Below are 24827 nucleotides of genomic sequence, written 5' to 3'. Positions count from 1 at the left end.
CGTGAGCACGCCCGAAGACAGTCCGCGCCCCGAGCCCGTGGACGTACCGCTCATCCAGATCGGCGCCCCCGCCGGGGCCACCGGCGGCGGCTGCGGTGACCACTGCGGCTGCGGCGGCGAGGACGGATACGACCCCGACGGCCCCGAGGACCTGGAGTGCGGGCTCGACCCCGCCCTCGCCCAGCTTCTCGCCGACGCCGGTCTCGACCCCGTCCAGGTCGAGGACATCGCCCATGTCGCCATCGAGGAGGACCTCGACCGCGGCGTGGACGTGACGACCCTCGCGACGGTCCCCGAGGACGCCGTCGCCACCGCCGACTTCACCGCCCGCGAGAGCGGTACGGTCGCCGGCCTGCACATCGTCGAGGCCGTTCTCTCCCTCGTCTGTACGGAGGAGTTCGAGGTCGAGCGGCACGTCCTGGACGGCGACCGCGTCGAGGCCGGGCAGAAGCTGCTCAGCGTCACCACGCGCACCCGCGATCTGCTCACCGCCGAGCGCAGCGCGCTCAACCTCCTGTGCCGGCTGTCCGGCATCGCGACCGCCACGCGCGCGTGGGCCGACGCGCTCGAAGGCACCGGCGCCAAGGTCCGCGACACCCGCAAGACCACCCCGGGGCTGCGCGCCCTGGAGAAGTACGCGGTGAGGTGCGGCGGTGGCGTCAACCACCGGATGTCGCTCTCCGACGCCGCCCTGGTCAAGGACAACCACGTCGTCGCGGCGGGCGGCGTGGCCCCGGCGTTCAAGGCCGTACGGGCCACCCTGGAGGAGCTGGGCACGCCCGATCTGGCGATCGAGGTGGAGGTCGACACGCTGCACCAGGTACGCGAAGTCCTGGACGCCGACGCCGATCTGATCCTGCTGGACAACTTCACCCCGGCCGAGACCTCCGAGGCCGTCGGCATCGTCGCGGGCCGCGCGGTCCTGGAGTCCTCGGGACGGCTCACGCTGGCCAACGCCCGCGCGTACGCCGACACGGGCGTCGACTTCCTCGCGGTCGGCGCGCTGACGCACTCCTCCCCGATCCTCGACATCGGCCTGGACCTGCGCGAGGTCGGCGCCTGATGCTGCTCACCATCGACGTGGGCAACACCCACACCGTGCTCGGCCTGTTCGACGGCGAGGAGATCGTCGAGCACTGGCGCATCTCCACGGACGCGCGCCGGACCGCCGACGAACTCGCCGTCCTCCTCCAGGGCCTGATGGGCATGCACCCGCTCCTCGGCGAGGAACTGGGCGACGGCATCGAGGGCATCGCGATCTGCTCGACGGTCCCCTCCGTCCTGCACGAGCTGCGCGAGGTGACCCGCCGCTACTACGGCGACGTGCCCGCCGTCCTCGTGGAGCCCGGCATCAAGACGGGCGTGCCGATCCTGATGGACAACCCCAAGGAGGTCGGCGCCGACCGCATCATCAACGCGGTCGCGGCGGTCGAGCTGTACGGGGGCCCCGCGATCGTCGTCGACTTCGGTACGGCGACGACCTTCGACGCGGTCAGCGAGCGCGGCGAGTACACGGGCGGGGTCATCGCCCCCGGCATCGAGATCTCGGTCGAGGCGCTGGGCGTCAAGGGCGCGCAGCTCCGCAAGATCGAGCTGGCCAGGCCGCGCAGCGTGATCGGCAAGAACACCGTCGAGGCGATGCAGTCGGGCATCCTGTACGGCTTCGCGGGCCAGGTCGACGGCGTGGTGTCGCGCATGGCGCGCGAGCTGTCCGACGACCCGGAAGAGGTGACGGTCATCGCGACCGGCGGCCTCGCGCCGATGGTCCTCGGCGAGGCGTCCGTGATCGACGAGCACGAGCCGTGGCTGACCTTGATCGGCCTGCGCCTGGTGTACGAGCGCAACGTCTCCCGTATGTGAGGCGCCTCCCGTACGCACGGCGCTGACCGCGCGTACGGGAGGTCCCGGCAGTCCCCGGCTGTCCGGGACCGGGCCGCCCCCGTCCGGGCCCGTGGGGGTGGCTCACGGGCCCGGACGGGCCCTCTGTGCGACAGGGCCCGTCCGCCCGCGTCGCCACGGCGGCCAGGCGCGCCCGAAGTGGGGTATTAAGCGGATTTTGTCCCTTTGGCGCGTACTGTCGCCCCATGCCCACGCCCTACGGATCCCGCGGCGGTATGGCGTTCGGCGCTGACGAGCTGTGTGTGCTCCGACGCGCCCTCGCCGTCGCCCTTCACCCCGCCCCGCTCCCGCGCGAAGACGTCCAGGACTGCCTGCGGCTCGCCGAATCCGTGGACGAGGCCGTACGCGAGGCGGGGCGGATGCGGGCGTTCCTGGTCGCCGATCTGGCCCGGTACCGCCAGGCGCTGCCCGGCTCCGTCACCGGCTATCTCGAACTGCTCCAGGACGCCCTGGCCACCGGCTACCCGCCGGGCCCCGACGATCTCGCCGCGCTGCGCGCCCTGCGGGGCAACCCGGCCGCCGGGGCCCTGCTCGACCACTGCCGGCGGCTCGCCGAGCGCTCGGTACGGGCCCGCTTCGCGGGGCTGGCCGCCGATCGCCGTACGGTCCCGGCGGCCCCCGCGCCCCGTACCCGGCTCCTCGCGCTGCCCGGCGGCCGGGCCGCCGACAAGCCCGCGCACGAGCCCCGTAAGCCCGCCAGGCCCGCCGAACCGGCCGAACCCGCGCGGCCCCGCGAGCCCGCAGAACCCCGCCGCCCCGCGCCGGACAAGCCGATGCCCAAGCCGTCCGAGGTCTTCCCACCCCGCCGCAGACCCGCGCCCCCGCCGGAGCGGCTCGCCGTCGGCTAGCTACTCTGGACGGCATGGACTACGTCTCCGCGCTGCTGCCCCCCGTGGTCATGGCCACGTTCTTCACCCTCCTGGTCAGGACGATCGTCAAGAGCCAGGGCGGCCCCAACAAGGCCAAGGAGGACGCGGCGGTCGACGCGGCCCTGGCCCGCGCGGAGGCCGCCGGGCAGCATGGCGGCGCCCCGGAGGCGCACCGCGTCTGAGGAATCCCCGTCCGGGGCACCGGACGCACGGACGTACGACTGAAATTCAGTCGTACGTCCTTTTTGTTACGTCAATAACCGGCCATTCGGACATCTCGCACTATGGTGGCGGGGTGCCCCGTCAATTGGGAGACCTGGAAGACGCCGTCATGACGCGCGTCTGGCAATGGAACCGTCCGGTCACCGTCCGGGAAGTCCTCGAAGACCTTCAGCGGGAACGGTCCATCGCCTACACCACCGTCATGACCGTAATGGACAATCTCCATCAGAAGGGCTGGGTGCGCCGGGAAGTGGACGGCCGCGCCTATCGATATACGGCTGTCTCCACCCGTGCCGCCTACGCCGCGGCACTGATGAACGAAGCCTGGTCGAAGAGTGACAATCCGGCCGCGGCTCTGGTCGCCTTCTTCGGCATGATGTCGGCCGAGCAGCGCCGGGCCCTTGAGGACGCCGTCCGTATGGTCCGGGTGAACGGCCCCGACGTACCGGATGTCCCGGAACCCCTTGAAGCGCTCGAAACCCCCGAAGTCCCCGAAGCCCCGGAGGGCCGGCCGGGAGAGGGCGCCGACGGGGGTTCCGGGGCGGGGCGATAGCGTCCGGTCATGCCCTCAGTGCCATCCGTTACCAATGCCGATGCAAATGCCCTCACCGTCCGGCGGGCCAGGACCAGGGATGTACCGGCGATCCGGCGTCTTGTCGACCCTTACGTGAGCGAAGGCATCCTGCTCGACAAAGCGCCCGTGACGCTTTACGAGGACATCCAGGAGTTCTGGGTCGCGGAACGCGACGCGGACGCGAGCGTCATCGGCTGCGGTGCCTTGCACGTGATGTGGGAGGACCTTGCCGAAGTGCGCACACTGGCCGTTGATCCTGCGGTCAAGGGGGTCGGCGCGGGCCATCTTCTCCTGGACAAGTTGCTGGAGACGGCCCGCTGGCTCGGAGTGCGCCGGGTATTCTGCCTGACCTTCGAAGTCGAGTTCTTCGCGAAGCGGGGCTTCGAGGAGATCGGTGAGACCCCGGTCGGGCGAGATGTGTACCGAGAGCTGCTGCGTTCCTATGACGAGGGCGTTGCCGAGTTCCTGGGTCTCGAACGGGTGAAGCCGAACACCTTGGGCAACAGCCGGATGCTTCTGCATCTGTGATCGTCCGACTCCGCAGAGCTCCATGTCCGAATCGCGCACGTTTCCCGTCCTGTTGCGGCTGTGAACCTCTCCCGGGGGTTTGTGTTTTCCTGAGAAAAGCGGTTTCCTTTCCGCGTACTGCATTTTCGATGAAAGGAAATCCGGTGGCACAGAAGGTTCAGGTCCTTCTTGTCGATGACCTCGACGGCGGCGAGGCGGACGAGACGGTGACGTTCGCTCTGGATGGCAAGACCTACGAGATCGACCTCACCACGGCCAATGCGGACAAGCTGCGGGGTCTCCTCGATCCGTACGCCAAGGGTGGCCGGCGTACCGGTGGCCGTGCCGCGGGCAGCCGTGGCAAGGGTCGCGTAGCGGCCGGTGGCAACAAGGACACCGCCGAAATCCGCAAGTGGGCGAAGGAGAACGGCTACAGCGTCAACGACCGCGGCCGTGTTCCCGCCGAGATCCGTGAAGCCTACGAGAAGGCCAACGGCTGAGTATTCGCTCGGAACACATTTCCGCGCAGCAGGCGGGCCCGGTGGCACTCGGTGGCCGCCGCGTCCACAAGCCGTACGAGATCGGGGGCACCCCCACCACTGCCCCCGTTACCGTCCCCCCGTCCGGAGAGAGCGAACGCCGGCAGCGTCGGTTCCACCTCGCGTCCAGGCTCGGGGGGCCGCAGCCATACGGCGGCCCCCGGCGCGGTGGTGCCCCCACCGGTCCGCCGCGGGGGAGCGGCACTCCGTACGGTCGCGGGCAGGGCCGCCGGTGTGACGGCCGGTACGGGGGCGGTCATCCGTCCGCCCACGCCGAGCACCGTCAGCCCCAGGGCGATGCCACCCCAGTCCAGCCAGTCGAGCAGACCGGGCAGTTCGTCCGCGCTCCCCTCGGCCACCAGCAGCCGGACCAGTCCGCCGCATCCGCTGAGCGCCACCGGGCCGCTCGCGGGGCCGATCCGCCGCAGCAGCGCGGCGCCCGCGTCCGCGGGCAGCTCCAGCACGTCGAAGCGGACCCCGGTGAGCAGTCCCAGCGGCGGCCCGGACACCGTCGGCCAGCCGAGCCCGTCCGCGTACCAGCCCTCGCACCACCCCGCGTACCACTCTGCGTACGGCTCCGCGTACCGCGCGTGCCAGGGGCCGCGGACGTCGCCGGACGGCGTGCGGGGGGACGGAACAGTCGGAGCCATACCCCGGGGAACTCCCGATCCCCGCCCGGAGTTACGGTGAGTGGGCGTCCCGTCGCCCACAGTCCCTGATTCGGGGGCGCGCGGGCGCGTCGGGGAGCGCAAGGGTGTTCGCCCGTAGCGGAGTGAATCGGGGTGCGCCGCATGGAGTGTCGGTGCCTGCGGGTAAGACATTCCTAGTGGGAAGGGGCGACACGCGGTTCCTGGCGTCTCGCGTTCGCCATCGGCGTAGTGATGGCGAGGGTATCTGCCTGGCCTGCGGGAACATCGTCTCCCACCATCAGGTTGAAGCTGTTGTCCGGCGTTCGGGGCTGGGAGCCTGGGACAGGTAGTCGGCAGTTGGAATGAGCGGTCCCCGCTTGCGGGACTAAGCTGCGGAAGGACAGGGAGGGGACCGACCCCTTTACTGCCTGACCGCTCTGAGGAGCGATTAACGATGTTCGAGAGGTTCACCGACCGCGCGCGGCGGGTTGTCGTCCTGGCTCAGGAAGAAGCCCGGATGCTCAACCACAACTACATCGGCACCGAGCACATCCTCCTGGGCCTTATCCACGAGGGTGAGGGTGTCGCCGCTAAGGCCCTGGAGAGCCTCGGGATTTCGCTCGAGGCGGTCCGCCAGCAGGTGGAGGAGATCATCGGCCAGGGCCAGCAGGCCCCGTCCGGGCACATCCCCTTCACCCCCCGTGCCAAGAAGGTCCTGGAGCTGTCGCTCCGCGAGGCCCTTCAGCTCGGCCACAACTACATCGGCACCGAGCACATCCTGCTCGGCCTGATCCGCGAGGGCGAGGGCGTCGCCGCCCAGGTCCTCGTGAAGCTGGGCGCCGATCTCAACCGGGTGCGGCAGCAGGTCATCCAGTTGCTCTCCGGCTACCAGGGCAAGGAGGCCGCCACAGCGGGCGGTCCTGCGGAGGGCACGCCCTCCACGTCCCTGGTCCTCGACCAGTTCGGCCGGAATCTCACCCAGGCCGCCCGCGAATCCAAGCTCGACCCGGTCATCGGGCGCGAGAAGGAGATCGAGCGGGTCATGCAGGTGCTGTCCCGCCGTACGAAGAACAACCCGGTCCTCATCGGCGAGCCCGGCGTCGGCAAGACGGCGGTCGTCGAAGGACTGGCCCAGGCCATCGTCAAGGGCGAGGTGCCCGAGACCCTCAAGGACAAGCACCTCTACACCCTCGACCTCGGCGCGCTCGTCGCCGGATCCCGCTACCGCGGTGACTTCGAGGAGCGCCTGAAGAAGGTCCTGAAGGAGATCCGCACCCGCGGCGACATCATCCTGTTCATCGACGAGCTGCACACCCTCGTGGGTGCCGGCGCCGCCGAGGGCGCGATCGACGCCGCCAGCATCCTGAAGCCGATGCTGGCCCGCGGTGAGCTCCAGACCATCGGTGCGACGACGCTCGACGAGTACCGCAAGCACCTGGAGAAGGACGCGGCCCTTGAGCGCCGCTTCCAGCCGATCCAGGTCGCGGAGCCGTCGCTGCCGCACACGATCGAGATCCTGAAGGGTCTGCGCGACCGTTACGAGGCGCACCACCGCGTGTCCATCACGGACTCCGCGCTGGTCGCCGCCGCGACGCTCGCCGACCGCTACATCTCGGACCGCTTCCTGCCGGACAAGGCGATCGACCTGATCGACGAGGCCGGCTCCCGGATGCGCATCCGCCGGATGACCGCGCCGCCGGACCTCCGCGAGTTCGACGAGAAGATCGCCGGAGTCCGCCGCGACAAGGAGTCGGCCATCGACTCCCAGGACTTCGAGAAGGCCGCCTCTCTCCGTGACAAGGAGAAGCAGCTCCTCGCCGCGAAGACCAAGCGGGAGAAGGAGTGGAAGGCCGGCGACATGGACGTCGTCGCCGAGGTGGACGAGGAGCTGATCGCCGAGGTCCTGGCGACGGCCACGGGCATCCCGGTCTTCAAGCTCACGGAAGAGGAGTCCTCCCGGCTGCTCCGCATGGAGGACGAGCTGCACAAGCGCGTCATCGGCCAGAAGGACGCCATCAAGGCGCTCTCGCAGGCGATCCGCCGTACGCGAGCGGGTCTGAAGGACCCGAAGCGCCCCGGAGGCTCGTTCATCTTCGCCGGCCCGTCCGGTGTCGGTAAGACCGAGCTGTCCAAGACGCTCGCCGAATTCCTCTTCGGTGACGAGGACGCGCTGATCGCCCTCGACATGTCGGAGTTCAGCGAGAAGCACACGGTTTCCCGCCTCTTCGGTTCTCCCCCCGGATACGTGGGATACGAAGAGGGCGGCCAGCTCACCGAGAAGGTCCGCAGGAAGCCGTTCTCCGTCGTTCTCTTCGACGAGGTCGAGAAGGCCCACCCGGATATCTTCAATTCCCTTCTCCAGATCCTGGAGGACGGTCGCCTGACCGACTCCCAGGGCCGGGTCGTGGACTTCAAGAACACGGTCATCATCATGACGACCAACCTCGGGACGCGGGACATCTCGAAGGGCTTCAACCTGGGCTTCGCCGCGCAGGGCGACACGAAGACGAACTACGAGCGGATGAAGAACAAGGTCAACGAAGAGCTGAAGCAGCACTTCCGTCCCGAGTTCCTCAACCGTGTCGACGACACGGTCGTCTTCCACCAGCTCACCGAGGAAGACATCATCCAGATCGTCGACCTCATGGTCGACAAGGTGGACGAGCGCCTCAAGGACCGCGACATGGGCCTTGAGCTGAGCCCGAACGCCAAGTCGCTCCTCGCGAAGAAGGGCTACGACCCGGTCCTGGGCGCCCGGCCGCTGCGCCGGACGATCCAGCGGGAGATCGAGGACATCCTCTCCGAGAAGATCCTCTTCGGTGAGCTGCGCCCCGGTCACATCGTGGTCGTGGACACGGAGGGCGAGGGTGACGCGAAGAAGTTCACCTTCCGCGGCGAGGAGAAGTCGCCTCTCCCGGACGTCCCCCCGATCGAGCAGGCAGCGGGCGGCGGCCCGAACCTGACGAAGGAGGCGTGACGCGCCAAGCGCGCGTGACGCTGTTGGCCTGAGCGCCTGAAGGGGCTGCCCCGGACCGTTTCTTACGGGTCCGGGGCAGCCCCTTTTCGTCTGTCCTAGGCGTCTACGGTCAGGCGGTCGCCGAGGGGTTCGGTGCCGAGGAGGGTGGGCAGGACACCGGACCACTTGGACGAGACGGTGATCCGCAGCCCAGGAAGACCGTGCAGGGGCGTCAGATCCAGTTCTTCGCCGTCCTGGACCAGGGTGTTGAGGGTGAGCTCTGCGAGGGCGGGGAATGCCTCGGCGACATGTTCCAGCCCGGCGTGGTCGGATCCGATGTGCAGTTCCAGGCTGGTGATCTGCGGTGCCGGGGTGGTGGTGCCGCGTCGGCCGTGGACCAGCCAGGTGCACGAATCGAGATGCAACGTCAGGGCACGGAGCGCGGGCCACAGCCTCAGCGTGGAGAGATCGATCCGCTTGTCGCACATGACGTCGAGAACGATCACGCCGGGGTGGGCACGGGGAAGACTACGGGTGGAGAGCGTGCTCGGGTACTCAAGAAGCAGTGCGGTGAGTTCGGGGATATGTCTGATCGGAGCCAGTTGCGCCTGGGTGACGCCGTGCAGGCTCAGGTTGAGCAGCTCGATGTGTGTCTTCTTGAGCGAGGAGAATTTCGTGAGCGCTGGGTTGTAGAGGACGGACAGCTCTTTCAGGAGCGGCAGCCGCTGGACGAACGAAAGATCGGTCAGCGTGGTGTTCTTCGAGATGGACAGATGGCGGACCTCTACATCGGCCAGATGACGGGTCAGTTGGAGTCCCGTGAAGTTACCTTGGAGCATGAGGGTGCCGAAGGGGGCGAGCCCTCCGAGCAGGCGCAGCTGGTCGATGCTCTCCACCAGGATGGCCTCCTCCGCGAGCGACAGGCCAGCGAGCACTTCACTCGCGTACTCCTCCACGGGGAAGTTTCCCCAGCCCTCCACAAGTTCGCTCCGAGCCGCCCGGCTCCCACGCCGGGCGAGCTGCTTCGCGTAGGGAATGGCATCGGCGCCTCCGATGCGGCACAGAAGGTCAGCCATGCGCACAACTCCGTCAGAGTTCAGCTCGGACTGTTCGGGGAGGAGGGGCAGCACGTACTCCTCCAGCGATGCCACCGCCTCCACCTCCGCGCTGTTCTCGGGCGGGAGCAGTGCGCGGATACCGGCGGCGACCGACTGACTGACGGATTCGTCGACCACGACCGTGCCGAGGAGGCAGCGGGCGGCGAGCGTGTACAGGGTCATGCGCTCCGCGCGTTCCCGGGCCCCTTCCCCGTTCTTCAGCAACCCCTCGATCAGCTCGCGGACTTCGGCGGGGCGGCAGTGGCCCACCGCCAGCAGGACGGTGTCCTGCCACTGCTCGTTGTGGGCGTTACGGAGCAGCTCCGTGAGCGAGCCGCTTTCCACGAGCGCCCGGGCCGCCAAGTAGTCCTGGAAGGTCCGGTGGATGAACTGAATCTCGTCGTCGGCCCGTTCTTGGAGAAGGCCGCTGCGGTTGAGCAGATGGGTGAGCACCGACGTCGGTGACCCCTGCGACCTCACCTGCGGCAGGCGGCGCATCGCCACCTTGATCTGCCTCTCCGCCCCCTCGCGGGAGAGCTGTGCCTGGCCGCCCCGTACCAGCCAGACCGCCAGGGACTGCAACAGCTCCAGGTGCTCATCGAAGCCCATCGTGATGCCGTCCGGGTTGGCGATCCCGCGCTGTTTGTCCCGGGTGCCGAGCAGCATCGCGAGCGTGGAGCGGTACAGCTCCCAGCGGGTGTCCGGCAGCAGGCCGCCCCTGCGGCGGTGCAGGGCGCAGATGACGGCGCAGAGCAAGGGGGTCTGGGCAAGGGTGCGCAGGGCGTCGTTCTGGCCGAACTGGGTCCGCAGCTCGGTCTCCAGCGTGGTCAGTTCGGCGCGCTCCGCCTTGGCCCGCCCCTCGTCCGCGTAGGTGTCGCATTCGAGGCGTGCGGCCCGGTGCCAGGCAGTGACGAACGCCTGGATGTCCTCGTGGCGCATCGGGAGGAGCTGCAGCTCGTCGAATCTCTCGGAGCGCAGCCACTCCTCCTCAATGGCGAGCGGGCGGACCGTGGCCAGGCAGCGCGTGTTCGGGTACAGGTCGAGAAGTTCGTTCAGCCAGACCCGGGTGTTCTCGCGCTCGTCCGGGGGTACCTCGTCCACGCCGTCGATCAAGAGGAAGCCCCGTCCGGCCTCCAGCACCCGCTGCGCCCAACCCGGGGGCGCGTCGTCGGCCAGGATCTGGGCCACGGAGGGAAGCTGCGCGGGTGCGGGCAGCCCGTTGCCCCTGGCGTGCACCGTGCGCAGGGGGACGACGAACGGCACCAAACCGTTGAGATCGGCCAGTTCGGGGCCGAGGGTGCCACAGGCCGCGTGGGCCGCGAGCCACCAGACCAGAGTGGTCTTGCCCGCGCCGGCCTCGCCGCGCAGGAGGGCGCGAGGGCGGTCCGCCAGCAGGGTGTCGATACGGCTCGGCTGGACCGGGGGCGGCCGGTGCGGATCCAGCCTGTCCAGGACACCCGGCCGCTCCCGCACGCCCGCCTCCAGGCTCAGATACGCCGTGTCCAGGTCCCAGGTCGACTCATTCGTGCCCAGTTCGTCGATGCCGAAGATCCGGGTCTTGCGGTAGCGCGCCCTGATGGCTTTCGCGTACCCCTTCTCGAAGCGTTCGTCCTGTGGGTGGACATCGGCCAGCGGTGCGATCCGGAACGTGTCACGGACGGGGACGCCCGCCTCCAAGATCTGGACCATCGGGACGCCCTCCACCCGCAGGTGGCCCCGTCCCCGGGGCACCTCGGTGACGATGCCGAGCAGGACGGCGCCCGCGAAGACCGGGGAGCCGGAGAGGCCCTGGAGCGGGGTGGTGTCATCGGCGCGTTCCGCTGCCGCCGCGTGGTCCAGTTCACAGACCAGGGCCGAACGGAGCGTGCCGGCCGCCGGGAGGACCGTCGCGCGGTACTGGTCCAGCTCCAGGGCGCCGTCCGCCCCGTACCGCTGGATGTCCGGGAAGCCGACGATCTCGCAGTGCGGCAGCGGCGCCTCCGTGGCGAGTACGCCGATACGGAGACGGCCGAGCGGGGCCGCCACCTCCGGGGCGAGGACGTCGTGGTCGGTGACGAGCAGGGCGGCGTCCAGGGTGTCGTCGCGCCACTGGACCTCGGCGGTGACGGTGTCCGCCCGGCCGGGGTGGGCGACCGTCGTCCTGTCCGTGGTGCCGATCACATGCGCGCAGGTCAGTACGGAGCGTGGGGTGAGCAGGACGCCCGTGCCCTGCTGCTCGCCGAAGACCGCGACGACGCGAGCAGCGCTCACCGCGCGCCGCCGTCCGAGCCGGAGCCGGTGCCGCCCGACGCGCCGCCGCCGAAGCCCGCCGTACTGCCGTGGTCCTTGTTGCCGACCCTCCAGGGCGCGCCGGAGCGGGCGTCCTGGGGCTTCAGGGTGAAGGCGACCTTGTGGGTGTGGCCCGAGGTCCGGGAGGCGTCCGCGCCGGCCTCGACCACCCAGGCCTTGACCTTCGCGCCGCCCTTGATCTCCTTGCGCAGCTCCAGGGTGAACTCCATCTGGATGTCACCGACCTCGAAGGCCACGGGAGCGCCCGTGGCGCGGGTGGCGGCGTCCAGGAGCTGGTCGCGTACGGACTGGATCGCGTCGGCCAGTTCGATGCCGTCGAAGTCGTGCTCGTGCTCGTGGTCGTCGGGACGGGCGTGGGCCGGTGCGGTCATGGTGGTGTCCCCCTGGCGAAGTTCCTGGAATCGGAAGTTTCCGAGACTAGGGCGCGGGCCAGGCCTTTGGTCCTGAAACGGACAGTCCTTCTACCCGGTGGCCGTGACAAGGCGCACAGGCGTTTTCGGCGCTACTAGACGGAATAGTGCGGAAGGCGCGGGTTCGACAGGAAGGCCCGGCTGTGCGGCGCCTGTGCGGTGCGCGGGACAGGGGGTGCGTCAAGAGGCCGACGGCCGCGGCCGGTGCTACGACGAGATGTCGTAGATGGGGTGTTTTGGGATGCGAGTGGGTCCGGGTTACCAAGGTGTGGCCAGCCCGGCGCATGAGTGCCGGGACCATTCTTGCCCGGAGGTTCATCCCGTATGTCGCAGCGCAACCTGTCCCGTCTGTCCCGCCCGTCCGCCCTTCGTGCCCGTGCCGGCGTTCTGGCTGCCGGACTCGGAGTGACGATGGTGGCCGGGGCCGGGACCGCGTTCGCCGCGACCAGCGGTGACGCCGCCGCGAGCCCCGCCGGCTCCTCGGCCTCGGTCGTGAGCTCGGCCGCCGCCGTCCAGAAGCAGGCCACCGTGCAGGCCAAGGCCGCCGACGCCGCGCAGAGCAAGGACGCGGCGAACGCCAAGAAGGCCGCCGCCTGGACCGACCCCGTCAAGAAGTACACGCTGAGCGCGAAGTTCGGCCGTGGTGGCTCGATGTGGTCGCACAAGCACTCCGGCCAGGACTTTGCCGTGCCGATCGGTACCGCCGTCCACGCCGCCCACAAGGGCACCGTCGTCAAGGCCGGTCCCAACGGTGCCGGTGACGGTCCCGCGTACGGCAACGCGATCGTCGTCAAGCACAAGAACGGCACGTACTCGCAGTACGCGCACCTGTCGAAGATCGACGTCCGGATCGGCCAGGCCGTCAAGACGGGGCAGAAGATCGCCCTGTCCGGCAACACCGGTAACTCCAGCGGCCCGCACCTGCACTTCGAGATCCGTACGACGCCGAACTACGGCTCCGGGGTCGACCCGGTGCCCTTCCTGCGCTCCGTCGGTGTCAAGGTCTGACGCCTCGCACAGAGGGGCCGCGTACGGGGCCACGTCTCAGGACGTGGCCCCGTGGTGCGCCTTGGTGATCAGTTCCATGGAGACCTCCAGGATGGCTTCGCGCTTCTCCTCGGGGTCTCCTTCGACGTCCTTGAGCGCGAACGTGCCCGCGTGCATCGTGAAGAGCGCGCTCACGCACCGGACCTGGTCGGTCATGGAGGCGCCGGGGTCCTTGAACAGGTCGAACAAACCCACCATGCGGCTCTTGAAGCTCTCGCCGACGCTCAGTTCGCGTACGGTCGCCTGGTTCTCCTGCATGAAGCGGAAGAGCGGCGCGGCGCTCGCGAGGGCCGTGCTGTAGCGGTGCAGGATCTGCTTCTTGCTCTCCAGGGTGTGCGGCTGCTCCTGGCCCCAGGCGATCAGTTCGTCGATCGGGCGCGTGAGGTCCTGGAAGAGGCTGACCAGGATGTCTTCCTTGGTCTTGAAGTGGTAGTAGAGCGCCGCCTTCGTGACGTCCAGCCGTTCGGCGATCTCCCGCAGCGAGGTCTTCTCGTACCCCTGTTCCGCGAACAGCTCCAGCGCGACGTCCTGGATGCGCTGGCGGGTGTTCCCCCGCCGGGGGTGCTGCGTGCTGCCCATGGGTGCTCTCCCAAAATACTTACTTGACGCCCGGCAAGTAGAGGTCTACCTTACCGCAGTGTAGTCAGCTAGCCGGTCGGCAAGTAAGGGCCCCGGCGGGCACATGTACCAGGCATCAGGGTGTACCAGGGGAGCGGTGGGGACGATGAGTTCGAACGGGAAACAGCCAGGGACGGTCGCGGAGGCGGCGCCGGCGGGGGACGGGGCAGCAGGGTCCATAGCCACAGGGGGGCACGGGGACGCGGGGGCCACGGCGACCGCGACCGCCGAGGCAGCGCCGAGCGGTGGACGGCAGCCGCGCAGCGTGCGCGTCGTCCTGCTGGCGCTGATGATCGCGATGCTGCTCGCCATGCTGGACAACATGATCGTCGGTACGGCGATGCCGACCATCGTCGGTGAGCTGGGCGGCCTCGCGCACCTGTCCTGGGTGGTCACCGCGTACACCCTCGCCACGGCGGCCTCCACACCGATCTGGGGCAAGCTCGGAGACCTGTACGGACGCAAGGGCGTCTTCCTCGCCTCGATCGTCGTCTTCCTGATCGGCTCCGTGCTCAGCGGCATGGCCCAGGACATGGGCCAGCTCATCGGCTTCCGGGCCGTCCAGGGACTCGGCGCCGGCGGTCTGATGGTCGGCGTCATGGCCATCATCGGTGACCTGATCCCGCCCCGGGAGCGCGGCAAGTACCAGGGCATGATGGCCGGTGTCATGGCCCTCGCCATGATCGGCGGACCGCTGGTCGGCGGCACGATCACCGACCACCTCGGCTGGCGCTGGAGCTTCTACATCAACCTGCCGCTGGGCGCCGTCGCGCTCGCGATGATCACCGCCGTGCTGCACCTGCCCGCCAAGGAGCGCTCGAAGGCCAAGGTCGACTACCTCGGTGCCGGGCTGCTGACCATCGGCATCACCTCGATCGTGCTGGTCACGACCTGGGGCGGTACGGAGTACGCCTGGACCTCCGGGATGATCCTGCTGCTGATCTTCGTCGGGGTCGCCGCGCTCGTCGGGTTCGTCGCCGTACAGACCAAGGCGCCCGAACCGATCATGCCGCTGCACATCTTCCGCAACCGCAACTTCACGATCATGTCGGTCGTCGGCTTCCTGACCGGCTTCGTGATGTTCGGCGCGGTGCTCTTCCTCCCGCTCTACCAGCAGGCCGTGCAGGGCGCCTCCGCCACCAACTCCGGTCTGCTGCTCCTGCCGATGCTCCTGTCGATGATGCTGGTCTCGCTGGTCGTGGGGCGGATCACCACCAACACCGGCAAGTACCGGATCTTCCCGATCCTGGGCAGCGGCCTGATGGTCGCGGGGCTCTTCCTCCTCGCGCAGATGGGCCCGGACACCTCGCGGCTGACCTCGGGCGTCTACATGGCGGTGCTCGGCGCCGGTCTGGGCTTTCTGATGCAGATCACCATGCTCGTCGCGCAGAACAGCGTCGAGATGAAGGACATGGGCGTCGGCTCGTCCACCACCACCCTCTTCCGTACGCTCGGCGGCTCCTTCGGCGCCGCGATCATGGGCGCGCTCTTCACCGGCCGGGTGCAGGACGAGATGGCGTCCCGCGCGGGCTCCGGCGGTGCCGGGGTGACGGAGCAGTCCGCGCAGCTCGACGCCGCGAGCCTGGCGAAGCTGCCGGACGTGGTGCGCGAGGCGTACCAGCAGGCGGTCTCCGCCGGTACGCACTCGGCGTTCCTGCTCGGCGCGTGCATCGCGGTGATCGGTTTCGCGGTGGCGTTCTTCGTCCGTGAGGTCCCGCTGCGGGGCGCCGGTCCGAAGGAGCCCGAGGAGGCCCAGCCGGCGGTCTGACCCGCACCGCCTTCCCCTGCGTCCCGGCCCTGTCCCGCCCCCGCGGGACAGGGCCGGCGGCCGTGTCCCGCGGGGGCCCTCCGGGCCTCTCAGGGGCTCCGGGGCCCTCCGGGAGCTCTGGACGGGTGCCGCTCAGTCCTGGAGGTGCTGCGGCATCGGGAAGCTGCCCGTGTTCGTCGGCGCGTGCTCCGGGAGCCAGAGGACCGCGATCGCGCCGCTCGCACCGGTGCCCGGCGCCCCCGCGGGGGCCGCGTTGCGGAACGTGAGACGGGCGCCCAGGACGCGGGACTGGCCTGCGGCGATGGTCAGGCCCAGGCCGTGGCCGTATCCCGCGCGGTCCGTGGCGCCCGTACGGAAGCGGCTGGGGCCCTCGCGGAGCAGCTCCTCGGGGAAGCCGGGCCCGTGGTCCCGTATCCGTACGACACGCCCCTCCACGGTGACCTCGACCGGCGTCCCGCCGTGCTTGGCGGCGTTGGCCAGCAGATTGCCGAGGATGCGCTCCAGCCGGCGCGGGTCGGTGTTGACCCACGAGTCGTGGACCACCTGGACCTCGATGTCCGGGTTGAGCAGGGCCACCCGCCGCGCGACGAACTCGCCGAGCTCGATCTCCTGGAGCTCCGCCCGCTCCGAGGCGCTGTCGAGCCGCGCGACCTCAAGGACGTCCTCGACCAGGGTCCGCATGGCCTGCGCCCGGTCGCGCACCAGCTCGGTGGGGCGCCCCGGCGGCAGCAGTTCGGCCGCCGTGAGCAGCCCCGTCACCGGGGTGCGCAGTTCGTGGGCGATGTCCGCGGTGACGCGGCGCTCCGCCTCGATCCGCTCGTTCAGCGCGTCCGTCAGCGCGTCCACGGCGCGGGCCAGCTCGTCCGTCTCGTCGCGTACGACACCGCCGACGGCCTCCCCGACCCGTACGTCCGTATTGCCCTGCGCGACCCGGCCCGCCGCCGCGGCGGCCCTGCGCAGCCGCCGCGAGAGCTGGCCGCCGACCAGCACCCCGAGGGCGCAGCCGCCGAAGACCACCGAGACCGAGCCGATGATCAGGGACCGGTCCAGGTCCTTCATGATCGTGGTGGAGCGGTCGGCGAACTTGCTGTGCAGCGAGAGCACGGAGCCGTCGCCGAGCGGGACGGCCGCCCAGACATCGGGCACCCCGTTCTCCCCCTCCTGCACATAGGTCGCACGTCTGCCCTCGTGCATCTTCCGCTCCAGGGAGCGCGGCAGCGCCGGGTCGTCGACCTTGGTGCCGAACTTCGGATCCTTGGTGCTGTCGTACATCCGCTGGGCGAAGAGCAGCCGTTCCAACTGGACTTCGCGCGCGTTGTCGAGCATGGAGACCCGGGCCGAGTTGTGGACGACCAGACTCAGGGCGACCGCCACGAGCGCGCTGACCGCCGCGATCGCGATGCTGATCTTCCACCTGACGCCGGTGCGCAGGACGAGGTGTTTCATGCCTTGAGCTTGTATCCGAAACCGCGGACGGTGTCGATCCGGTCCTGACCGATCTTGGTGCGCAGCCGCTGCACATGGACGTCCACGACACGGGTGTCGCCGCCCCAGCCGTAGTCCCAGACCCGCTCCAGCAGCTTGTCGCGGGAGAGTACGGTGCCGGGCGCGGCGGAGAACTCCAGGAGGAGCCGCATCTCCGTCGGGGTCAGCGCCACCCGCGCGCCGCTCCGCCGTACCTCCATGCCCTCCGTGTCGATCTCCAGATCGCCGAAGGACAGCACGCCGTGCTCGTCGGGCTCGCCCTGCCCGCCCGGTCCGCCCGGCTCCCCGGCCGGGCCGCCGGCGTGGCCGAACCGGCGCAGTACGGCGCGGATCCTGGCGACGAGCACCGCGCCGTCGAAGGGCTTGGTCACGTAGTCGTCCGCACCCGCCTCCAGGCCGAGCACCACGTCGATCGAGTCGGCGCGCGCCGACAGCATGATCACGGGCACGGTCGACTCGTCACGGATCCGCCGGCACAGGCTGACGCCGTCCAGGCCGGGCACCATCACATCGAGCAGCGCGATGTCGGGCCGGTTCGCGCGGAACGCCTCCAGGCCGGAGAGTCCGTCCGGCATCGCGGTGACCGCGAAGCCGTCGCGCTCCAGCGCGAGTTGGGTGGCTTCGCGGATGACGTCGTCGTCCTCGACGAACAGGACATGGGTCTCTGCCATCCTGCGGCTCTCAGTTCTCGGTTCTCGGGTGTCGGTCAGGTGGTTGCTGCGCCGGTCGGCGGTACGGCGGTACGGCGTCAGCCGTCGTCGGCCACGGAGGGCTCGGGCCTGGGCGCCGCCCGGCTGTAGTCGTTGCGTACGCGGTACCGCTCGCTGAACTTGCCGTCGCCCCAGCTATAGGTGACCACGTCCTCGCCGGAGGGGTACGACATCGGGTCGCCCTTGGCGTACACCTGCTGGGTGACGACCAGTTCGCCGCGGTCGATCGTGGAGTAGACCGCAGGCTCCTCGGCCGCGAAGACGTTCTCGTACGCCCTGTCCTTCTCGCGGTACACGAACGTCCCGACGCCGACGGCGTCGCCGCACGTCATCACGTTGATCACCACATCGGGCGCGGCACCGTCGGTGAGGTCCCCGTACGACGTGTCCACCGGGTAGGTGCCCTCGCCGCACTGTTTGAGATCGGCCTTGATCCGCGGGCTGACCTTCGGGTCGCCCCGGAGCAGGGACACCGCGTCGACGGTCTCGGAGGGGGGCACCGCCGAGGCCTTGTTCGGGGGTACGCCCCGCTCGACCGGTGTGGTCACGGCCGCGCCCTCGTCCCGGGTTCCCGTACCGCCGGTGGAACAGCCGGCCGCGAGCAGCCCGAAGGCGGCGAGCCCGGCCAGAACCGTGCTGCCCGCCGCCAGGGACGCGTGCCCCTTCGACACCCGGCCCGACGGTGCTGGTCCCGACGGTCCTTGCCCGGGCGGTCCTTGTCCTGGCGGTCCGTTCGCCGCCGGTCCCTGGCCCGCCGGTCCGCTCTCCGCCGATCTGCTCCCCGACCGATCGGGGCCTCTCAGGCCGCGCACCTCTCCCGCCCCCGTTCCTGGCGGCCACCCCGGCCGCCACGTGCGTCACGACGGACCACCGTCGGCTTCTGAGGCGCGTTGGCGTCCCGGCTCTCGGCCGCGCGGCTCTCCAGCTCCTCGCGGAGCCGCGCCAGCGCGCGGTGCAGCGTGCTCTTCACCGTACCCGCCGACATGCCGAGCGCCGCGGCCGTCTCCTCCGTGCTCATCTGCTCCCAGTGTCGCAGCACGACGACGCTGCGTTGCTTGGGAGCCAGAACGCCGAGAATGTCCATCAGCAGCGCGCGGTCGGCCCGCTGTTCGCTGCCGTCCTCGACGCTCGCGTCGGGAAGCTGCTCGGTGGGGACCTCTTCGAGCTTGCGGGCGCGCCACCACTCCGTACGGGTGTTGATCATGACGCGGCGGAGATAGGCGTCGGCGAGGGACTTGTCGGCGATGCCGTCCCAGCGGCCGTACGTACGGGCCAGCGCGGTCTGGAGGAGATCCTGCGCGTCGACAGGATCGGGTACGAGGCGGCGGGCGCTCCGCAGAAGTGCCTCCTGCCGGGTCCGCACGTACTCCTCGAATCCGAGCACCTCACCCTGCGCCATGCCAACCGCCTCCGACCCCGTGATCATCCGTGCCGTTCCCTGACGGCACTTTCCTGACGCCACTGAAATTACGGAGCACTTGTCACGAGGCTGTGCGGGACAGCCGTCGGCGGACGCACGGCTGTCCATCGGTTGTGTAACGGCGGTCCGATCGGGGTAACGGGGTCGGGCCCCGGGTCGGTACGAGCTGCCTCAGCTCTGCGGCAGCCGGTACAGGGCGTTCTCCAGGGGCTCGACCAGTCCGTCCGCGACCAGCCCGTCCAGGGCACGCGCCCGCTGCACCGGCTCGTCCCACACCGCGTCCAGCGCCGCCTGCGGTACGGGGGTGAGCGCCTCCCGCAGGACGGCGAGGAGCTTGCCGCGCACCTGGCGGTCCGTGCCCGCGTAGGTCTGGCCGCGCCGGGCCGGGCCCTCGTGGGCCGGCTTCCCGGCGAGCTGCCAGGCGCACCGCGCGACGATCGGGCAGCGCGCGCACCCCTCGTTCTTCGCCGTGCAGATCAGCGCGCCCAGCTCCATGGAGGAGGCGGCCCAGCGCGCCGCCGTCGCCGCTTCCTCGGGCAGCAGCGCACGGGCGAGCTTGCGCTCGGCGGCGGTGGTCGCGTTCGGCGGGTACTGGACACCGTTCACGGCGCGGGCCAGGACGCGCCGTACGTTCGTGTCGAGCACGGCGTGCCGCTGCCCGTACGCGAACGACGCGACCGCGGCGGCCGTGTACTCGCCGATGCCGGGCAGCGAGAGCAGTTGCGCGTGCTCGCGGGGTACGTCACCGCCGTGCCGCTCCGTTATCGCCAGCGCGGCTCCGTGCAGCCGCAGCGCGCGGCGCGGGTAGCCGAGCCGGCCCCAGGCGCGTACGGCCTCGCCGGGCGCCTCGGCGGCCAGGTCGGCGGGGCGGGGCCAGCGGGCGAGCCACTGCTCGTACACCGGGAGGACCCGGCTCACCGGGGTCTGCTGGAGCATGAACTCGCTGACCATCACCCCCCAGGCGCCCGCCTCGGGGCGGCGCCAGGGCAGATCGCGGGCGTGCGTCTCGAACCACGCGATGACGGGGGTGTGGAGGGCGGAGGGAGGGGCGGCCGGACCGGTCCCGGCCGCCGGGGCGGGGTGCGACGGGGGCGACGGGTGGCGCGGGGGCGTCGAGTGCGCGGAGGTAGCAGTCATGGCACCACCGATCCTGACATGTGCGGGCGCGAGGACGGTGCAGCAGGCAGGCGTACGCCGGAGTACGCCGGAGGGCACCACGCGCCCGGGCCAACGCCCGCGCGCCGGGGCGGCACCACGCTCTCCGGAAGTACGCCTTTCCCTCTTCCCCGTTTTCTTCCGCGGTCGGGCTCAGCTCCGGCCGGCGCTGTGGCGTCCGCGCGCCACGACCGGTGCGCCGTCGCCGGGACCCGCCAGCCAGAGCGCCGCGCCCGACCTGCTGGCGCGCATCGTCTCGACCAGGGCCTGTACGGGACGGGCCGCGAGCAGCACGACGATCGTGGCCACCACACCGCCCACCACCAGGCCCACCGCCACGTCGTGCGGGTAGTGGACGCCGACGAAGACCCGCGAGAACGCCATCAGCAGCGCCATCGGCACCGTCAGATACGCGAGTACGGGGCGTGCGAGCACGAGGGTGATCGCCGCGGCGCCGGCGATCGTCGAGTGGTTGCTGGGGAAGGACCAGTCACCCACGGGCGGACAGGGGATGAGGGAGACGGCTCCCGCGACGGTCCGGCAGGGCCGGTCCTCCTGGATCACCGACTTGGACGCTTCGCTGCACACGTAGGCGAAGGCGGTCGCGAGCGGGGCGAGCACCGCGACAGCCACGGCGCGCGAGCCGGTCGGTCTGGCCTGCCACCAGATCACGACGAAGAGGACCCCGAACAAGAGCAGTCCGGCTTCTGTCCATATTTCCGCCAGGAACTGGAACCAGGAAGGGGTGGTGTGGGCGAAGTCGACGACATCGCGATAGAGGCCGCTGGTGGCGCTGCTGTTCATGGAGAGAACGTACCGAGGCCATCCTGAGTTCCCCCAACCGCCATCTGAATACGTATCAGCCGAAGAACGCCGCCCGACTCGCCCCTCCGGGATGATGATCCGTAAAACTTGCGTGCACGGGCGGCATGTGGGGCGGGAGTTGGCCCGGATCTCTCGTACAGTTTGCGCCGTGGGATCTTTGCGCAATCCGGTCGGGCCGCTTCCCTCCACCATCTACTGGCGACGGAGGGCAGTAGCGGCGACGCTGATCGCGCTGCTCGCTCTGCTGGTCGTATGGGTCGTCACCTCGGGCGGAGGTGGCGGCAAGAAGGCCGACGGCAAGGGCGACGGCGCCAATCCCGTGACGTCCATCACCCCAGGGCCCTCCGGCTCGGGCCCCGCCATCAGCGAACAGCCGGGCGGTCGCGACGAGTCGGACGGCGCAGGCGGGGACGACGGCGGCCCGAGCGGTACGGACGCGGGCGCCGACGGCGGCAAGAACGGCGACACCGGCGGATCCGGCTCGGGCGGGGACAGCGGCGGCGCGGGCTCGGGTGGCGGCGACGGCGCGTCGGGCGGCGGCTCCGCCGGTTCCGCCGGCTCGTCCGGCTCCTCAGGTGCCGGTACGGGCTCCGGCACCGGCACCACCACCTCGGGCCAGCAGGTGCCAGGGGACTCCGCGCTGCCGGACTGCGCCCCGGGCTCCCTGACGCTGACCCTCTCCACGACGAAGGTCGCCTACGGGCCCGGCGAGAAGCCCGTGTTTCGGCTGGCCGCCAAGAACACCTCAGCGACCACCTGCAAGGCGGACTTCGGGCCGAAGGCCGTGGCGCTCACCGTCACCGACTCCGACGACGACAAGGTCTGGTCCTCCAAGGACTGCCCCCGGGCCGGCAGCGCGCTGTTCCGGGTACCGGCGGACTCCACCGTCACCCGTACCGTCGAGTGGGACCGCGGGCGCAGCGCCGCCCAGTGCGCCACCCCGCCGGCCGGCGCGGTCGGCCCCGGAACGTACCTGGTGGAGGCCGTGGCGCCGGGCGCGACGGTCAAGCAGGGGCAGCAGTCGATCCGCCTGGAGAAGGACTGACCCGCGAGGGCACCGGATACCCGATACCCGATACCCCATACGTGAACGCCCCGGCCGGGATCCCTTCCCCGGCCGGGGCGTTCACGTACGGGCTGGAGCTGTACGGCTAGACGTACCGCTCCAGGATCGACGACTCCGCCAGGCGGGACAGACCCTCGCGGACGCTCCGTGCGCGGGCCTCGCCGACGCCGTCCACCGTCTGGAGGTCGTCCACGCTCGCCGCCAGCAGCTTCTGGAGCCCGCCGAAGTGCTCGACCAGCCGCTCGATGATGGCGCCCGGAAGCCGCGGCACCTTCGCCAGCAGCCGGTAACCGCGGGGCGAGACCGCCGAGTCGAGAGTCTCCGGTGAGCCGCTGTAGCCCAGGGCCCGCGCCACGATGGGCAGTTCCAGCAGCTCCGGGTGGGTGAGCGCGTCCAGTTCGACCAGCGCCTCGTCGACCGTACGGGCCCGTTTCGCGGTCGGTTCCGGGACGTAGTCGCGGGCCACGAGGTCCCGCTCCGGCTCCACGCCCGCGATCAACTCGTCCAACTGGAGCGAGAGAAGCCGGCCGTCGGTGCCCAGCTCGACCACGTACTCGGCGATCTCCGTGGCGATCCGGCGCACCATCTCCAGCCGCTGCGCCACCGCCGTCACGTCCCGGACCGTCACCAGGTCCTCGATCTCCAGGGCGGAGAGCGTGCCCGCGACCTCGTCCAGACGGAGCTTGTACCGCTCCAGGGTCGCCAGCGCCTGGTTCGCCCGCGACAGGATCGCCGCCGACTCCTCCAGGACCCGGCGCTCCCCGTTGACGTACAGCGCGATCAGCCGCATCGACTGCGACACGGAGACCACGGGGAAGCCGCACTGCTTGGAGACCCGGTCCGCCGTGCGGTGCCGGGTGCCCGTCTCCTCGGTGGGGATCGAGGACTCCGGGACGAGCTGCACGCCCGCCCGGAGGATCTTGGTGATGTCCTTGTCGAGGATGAGCGCGCCGTCGAGCTTGCACAGCTCGCGCAGCCGGGTCGCGGTGAACTCCACGTCCAGCACGAACCCGCCCGTACACATCGACTCGACGGTCTTGTCCATCCCCAGGACGATGAGACCGCCGGTATTACCGCGCAGGATGCGCTCCAGCCCGTCGCGCAGCGCCATCCCCGGCGCGACAGCGCTCAGGGACGCGCGGATCAGCGCTTCGTTGCCGGAGCCCGCGCCGGACTTTCCGGGTGCTGATGCCCGGTCGTTGGCTGCCACTGCACTCCTCCGGCTCGTACGGATGGGCGAGACCAGGGCAAAGTCTACCGGCGAGCGTTGTCGTCCCGTGGGGCGTCCGCCCGACCTCGGCGCGGCAGCACCCTCAGAGCGTCGCCCATGTCGGCCACCTCCGTCACCTTCATACCGGGCGGGACCTTGCCCGGGTCGGTCGGAACGAGCGCCTGGGTGAAGCCCAGACGGTGTGCCTCCGCCAGCCTGCGCTGGACCCCTGTGACCCGTCTGACCTCGCCCGCGAGCCCGACCTCGCCGATCGCGACCAGGTTCTTCGGCAGCGGGGTGTCGCTCGCCGCAGAGGCCAGCGCGAGGGCCACCGCCAGGTCCGCGGCGGGCTCCGTGAGCTTCACGCCGCCCACGGTCGCGCTGTAGATGTCGCGCTTGCCGAGCGCGCTGATCCGGCCGCGCTGCTCCAGAACGGCCAGCATCATCGAGACCCGGGAGGTCTCCAGACCCGAGGTGGTGCGCCGGGGCGAGGGGATCTGGGAGTCCACCGTGAGCGCCTGCACCTCGGCGACGAGCGGCCGGCGCCCTTCGAGGGTGACGGTGAGACAGGTGCCGGGGACGGGCTCGTCGCGCCGGGTCAGGAAGAGCCCCGACGGGTCGGCGAGGCCGGTGATCCCCTCGTCGTGCAGCTCGAAGCAGCCGACCTCGTCCGTCGCGCCGTACCGGTTCTTCACGCCGCGGACCAGCCGCAGCCGCGCGTGCCGGTCGCCCTCGAAGGACAGCACGACGTCCACGAGGTGTTCGAGCAGCCGGGGGCCCGCGATCGCGCCGTCCTTCGTCACATGGCCGACCAGCAGGGTGGCCATGTCGCGCTCCTTCGACGCCCGGATGAGCGCCCCCGCGACCTCCCTGACCTGCGCCATGCCGCCCGGCGCCCCGTCGATCTCGGGCGAGGCGACGGTCTGTACGGAGTCCATGATCAGCAGCGACGGCTTGACCGCGTCGAGATGGCCGAGGACGGCGGAGAGATCCGTCTCGGCGGCGAGGTAGAGATGGTCGCTGATGGCCTTGATCCGGTCGGCGCGCAGCCGGACCTGGCTGGTGGACTCCTCGCCCGTCACGTAGAGCGTGCGGTGCTCGTCGTCGGCCGCCTTCGCCGCGACGTCCAGCAGCAGCGTGGACTTCCCCACGCCCGGCTCGCCCGCGACCAGCACCACGGCCCCGGGCACCAGCCCGCCGCCCAGCACCCGGTCCAGCTCGGGCACACCGGTCGAGCGCGCCTTCGCCGTACGGATGTCGACCTGGCCGATGGGGAGCGCGGCCGTGGAGACCCGGCCGGCCGCCGTCGTCCGCACCGCGGGCGCGCCGTACTCCTCGACCGTCCCCCACGCCTGGCACTCGGGGCAGCGGCCGAGCCACTTGGCGGTCGTCCAGCCGCACTCGGTGCAGCGGTAGGACGGCCGGTCCTTGGATTTCGCACGGGCAGCCATGGCGTCACCGTATAGGGGCCCACCGACAGCCGGGACCACCCTGCCGGACCGCCGGCGTTCCGGGAGGGCATAAGCCAGGTG

General features: G+C 70.4%; 23 protein-coding genes. 11 read left to right on the top strand and 12 right to left on the bottom strand.

Going from position 1 to position 24827, the window contains the following annotated elements; translation table 11 throughout:
• Window position 1: 1 nt before the first annotated feature.
• From nadC to ACIBJC_RS27450, 7 genes are all read left to right on the top strand, one after another.
• Window positions 2–1063, top strand: coding sequence for a carboxylating nicotinate-nucleotide diphosphorylase (gene nadC, locus ACIBJC_RS27480; RefSeq protein WP_399296893.1), 1062 nt, complete (start codon window positions 2–4; stop codon window positions 1061–1063).
• Window positions 1063–1860, top strand: coding sequence for a type III pantothenate kinase (locus tag ACIBJC_RS27475; protein WP_329822185.1), 798 nt, complete (start codon window positions 1063–1065; stop codon window positions 1858–1860). The genes nadC and ACIBJC_RS27475 overlap by 1 nt, the downstream gene beginning before the upstream one ends.
• 254 nt (window positions 1861–2114) lie before the next feature.
• Entirely contained in the window at window positions 2115–2747 is a 633-nt protein-coding gene (locus ACIBJC_RS27470; RefSeq protein WP_399297317.1) for a hypothetical protein, read from the top strand.
• 14 nt (window positions 2748–2761) lie between these two features.
• Entirely contained in the window at window positions 2762–2950 is a 189-nt protein-coding gene (locus ACIBJC_RS27465; RefSeq protein WP_329822184.1) for a hypothetical protein, read from the top strand.
• Window positions 2951–3063: 113 nt separating this feature from the next.
• Window positions 3064–3543, top strand: coding sequence for a BlaI/MecI/CopY family transcriptional regulator (locus tag ACIBJC_RS27460; protein WP_399296890.1), 480 nt, complete (start codon window positions 3064–3066; stop codon window positions 3541–3543).
• A 9-nt stretch (window positions 3544–3552) separates the two neighbouring features.
• Window positions 3553–4092: an amino-acid N-acetyltransferase gene (locus ACIBJC_RS27455; RefSeq protein ID WP_399296888.1), complete on the top strand. Its 540-nt coding sequence runs from the start codon at window positions 3553–3555 to the stop codon at window positions 4090–4092.
• Window positions 4093–4235: 143 nt separating this feature from the next.
• A complete protein-coding gene (locus ACIBJC_RS27450; RefSeq protein WP_383008360.1) occupies window positions 4236–4571 on the top strand; it encodes an Lsr2 family protein in 336 nt (111 codons plus the stop codon).
• Here ACIBJC_RS27450 and ACIBJC_RS27445 read toward each other — a convergent pair.
• Window positions 4550–5260 carry an SCO3374 family protein gene (locus ACIBJC_RS27445; protein WP_399296886.1) on the bottom strand — a complete coding sequence of 237 codons (711 nt, stop codon included), beginning with the start codon at window positions 5258–5260 and terminating at the stop codon, window positions 4550–4552. The two genes, ACIBJC_RS27450 and ACIBJC_RS27445, sit on opposite strands and share 22 nt — an antisense overlap.
• 433 nt (window positions 5261–5693) lie before the next feature.
• On the opposite strand from ACIBJC_RS27445, the gene ACIBJC_RS27440 reads away from it, so the two are divergent.
• The gene (locus ACIBJC_RS27440; protein WP_399296884.1) at window positions 5694–8216 is read left to right on the top strand and encodes an ATP-dependent Clp protease ATP-binding subunit; all 2523 of its coding nucleotides are present in this window, start codon (window positions 5694–5696) and stop codon (window positions 8214–8216) included.
• Window positions 8217–8311: 95 nt separating this feature from the next.
• Here ACIBJC_RS27440 and ACIBJC_RS27435 read toward each other — a convergent pair whose 3' ends face one another.
• Both ACIBJC_RS27435 and ACIBJC_RS27430 read right to left on the bottom strand, forming a co-directional pair.
• Window positions 8312–11542, bottom strand: coding sequence for an NACHT domain-containing protein (locus ACIBJC_RS27435; RefSeq protein WP_399296882.1), 3231 nt, complete (start codon window positions 11540–11542; stop codon window positions 8312–8314).
• On the bottom strand, window positions 11539–11952 hold the full coding sequence (locus ACIBJC_RS27430; protein ID WP_399296880.1) for a trypco2 family protein: 414 nt from the start codon (window positions 11950–11952) through the stop codon (window positions 11539–11541). Before ACIBJC_RS27430 ends, ACIBJC_RS27435 begins: the two co-directional genes overlap by 4 nt.
• Before the next feature lie 363 nt (window positions 11953–12315).
• On the opposite strand from ACIBJC_RS27430, the gene ACIBJC_RS27425 reads away from it, so the two are divergent.
• Window positions 12316–12999 carry a M23 family metallopeptidase gene (locus ACIBJC_RS27425; protein ID WP_399296878.1) on the top strand — a complete coding sequence of 228 codons (684 nt, stop codon included), beginning with the start codon at window positions 12316–12318 and terminating at the stop codon, window positions 12997–12999.
• Window positions 13000–13035: 36 nt separating this feature from the next.
• On the opposite strand, the gene ACIBJC_RS27420 is transcribed toward ACIBJC_RS27425, so the two are convergent.
• Window positions 13036–13617 carry a TetR/AcrR family transcriptional regulator gene (locus tag ACIBJC_RS27420; protein WP_399296876.1) on the bottom strand — a complete coding sequence of 194 codons (582 nt, stop codon included), beginning with the start codon at window positions 13615–13617 and terminating at the stop codon, window positions 13036–13038.
• A 145-nt stretch (window positions 13618–13762) separates the two neighbouring features.
• On the opposite strand from ACIBJC_RS27420, the gene ACIBJC_RS27415 reads away from it, so the two are divergent.
• Window positions 13763–15424 (top strand): MDR family MFS transporter, encoded by a 1662-nt coding sequence (locus tag ACIBJC_RS27415; RefSeq protein WP_399296873.1) that lies wholly within the window; start codon window positions 13763–13765, stop codon window positions 15422–15424.
• Between the two features lie 132 nt (window positions 15425–15556).
• On the opposite strand, the gene cseC is transcribed toward ACIBJC_RS27415, so the two are convergent.
• From cseC to ACIBJC_RS27385, 6 genes are all read right to left on the bottom strand, one after another.
• Window positions 15557–16870 carry a two-component system sensor histidine kinase CseC gene (gene cseC / locus ACIBJC_RS27410; RefSeq protein WP_399296871.1) on the bottom strand — a complete coding sequence of 438 codons (1314 nt, stop codon included), beginning with the start codon at window positions 16868–16870 and terminating at the stop codon, window positions 15557–15559.
• Window positions 16867–17580 (bottom strand): two-component system response regulator CseB, encoded by a 714-nt coding sequence (cseB, locus tag ACIBJC_RS27405; protein ID WP_399296869.1) that lies wholly within the window; start codon window positions 17578–17580, stop codon window positions 16867–16869. Before cseB ends, cseC begins: the two co-directional genes overlap by 4 nt.
• 77 nt (window positions 17581–17657) lie before the next feature.
• Complete coding sequence (locus tag ACIBJC_RS27400; protein WP_399296867.1) at window positions 17658–18290, bottom strand: hypothetical protein; 633 nt, start codon at window positions 18288–18290, stop codon at window positions 17658–17660.
• Window positions 18291–18418: 128 nt separating this feature from the next.
• The gene (locus ACIBJC_RS27395) at window positions 18419–19018 is read right to left on the bottom strand and encodes a SigE family RNA polymerase sigma factor (protein ID WP_399296865.1); all 600 of its coding nucleotides are present in this window, start codon (window positions 19016–19018) and stop codon (window positions 18419–18421) included.
• A 192-nt stretch (window positions 19019–19210) separates the two neighbouring features.
• A complete protein-coding gene (locus ACIBJC_RS27390) occupies window positions 19211–20176 on the bottom strand; it encodes an A/G-specific adenine glycosylase (protein WP_399296864.1) in 966 nt (321 codons plus the stop codon).
• A gap of 171 nt (window positions 20177–20347) precedes the next feature.
• Window positions 20348–20998 (bottom strand): phosphatase PAP2 family protein, encoded by a 651-nt coding sequence (locus ACIBJC_RS27385; RefSeq protein WP_399296862.1) that lies wholly within the window; start codon window positions 20996–20998, stop codon window positions 20348–20350.
• A gap of 169 nt (window positions 20999–21167) precedes the next feature.
• Between ACIBJC_RS27385 and ACIBJC_RS27380 the strand changes: the two genes are divergently transcribed.
• Window positions 21168–22064, top strand: a complete 897-nt coding sequence (locus ACIBJC_RS27380; RefSeq protein ID WP_399296860.1) for a hypothetical protein — start codon at window positions 21168–21170, stop codon at window positions 22062–22064.
• Between the two features lie 106 nt (window positions 22065–22170).
• On the opposite strand, the gene disA is transcribed toward ACIBJC_RS27380, so the two are convergent.
• On the bottom strand, window positions 22171–23295 hold the full coding sequence (disA, locus tag ACIBJC_RS27375) for a DNA integrity scanning diadenylate cyclase DisA (protein ID WP_329822168.1): 1125 nt from the start codon (window positions 23293–23295) through the stop codon (window positions 22171–22173).
• 44 nt (window positions 23296–23339) lie between these two features.
• Entirely contained in the window at window positions 23340–24746 is a 1407-nt protein-coding gene (gene radA / locus ACIBJC_RS27370; protein WP_399296857.1) for a DNA repair protein RadA, read from the bottom strand.
• Window positions 24747–24827: the final 81 nt, after the last annotated feature.

The sequence above is a fragment of the Streptomyces sp. NPDC050509 genome (genome assembly GCF_044457965.1).
Lineage (GTDB): Bacteria > Actinomycetota > Actinomycetes > Streptomycetales > Streptomycetaceae > Streptomyces.
Note: the sequence above shows the minus strand (reverse complement) of the source record. Positions and strands in the feature narration are given on the sequence as shown.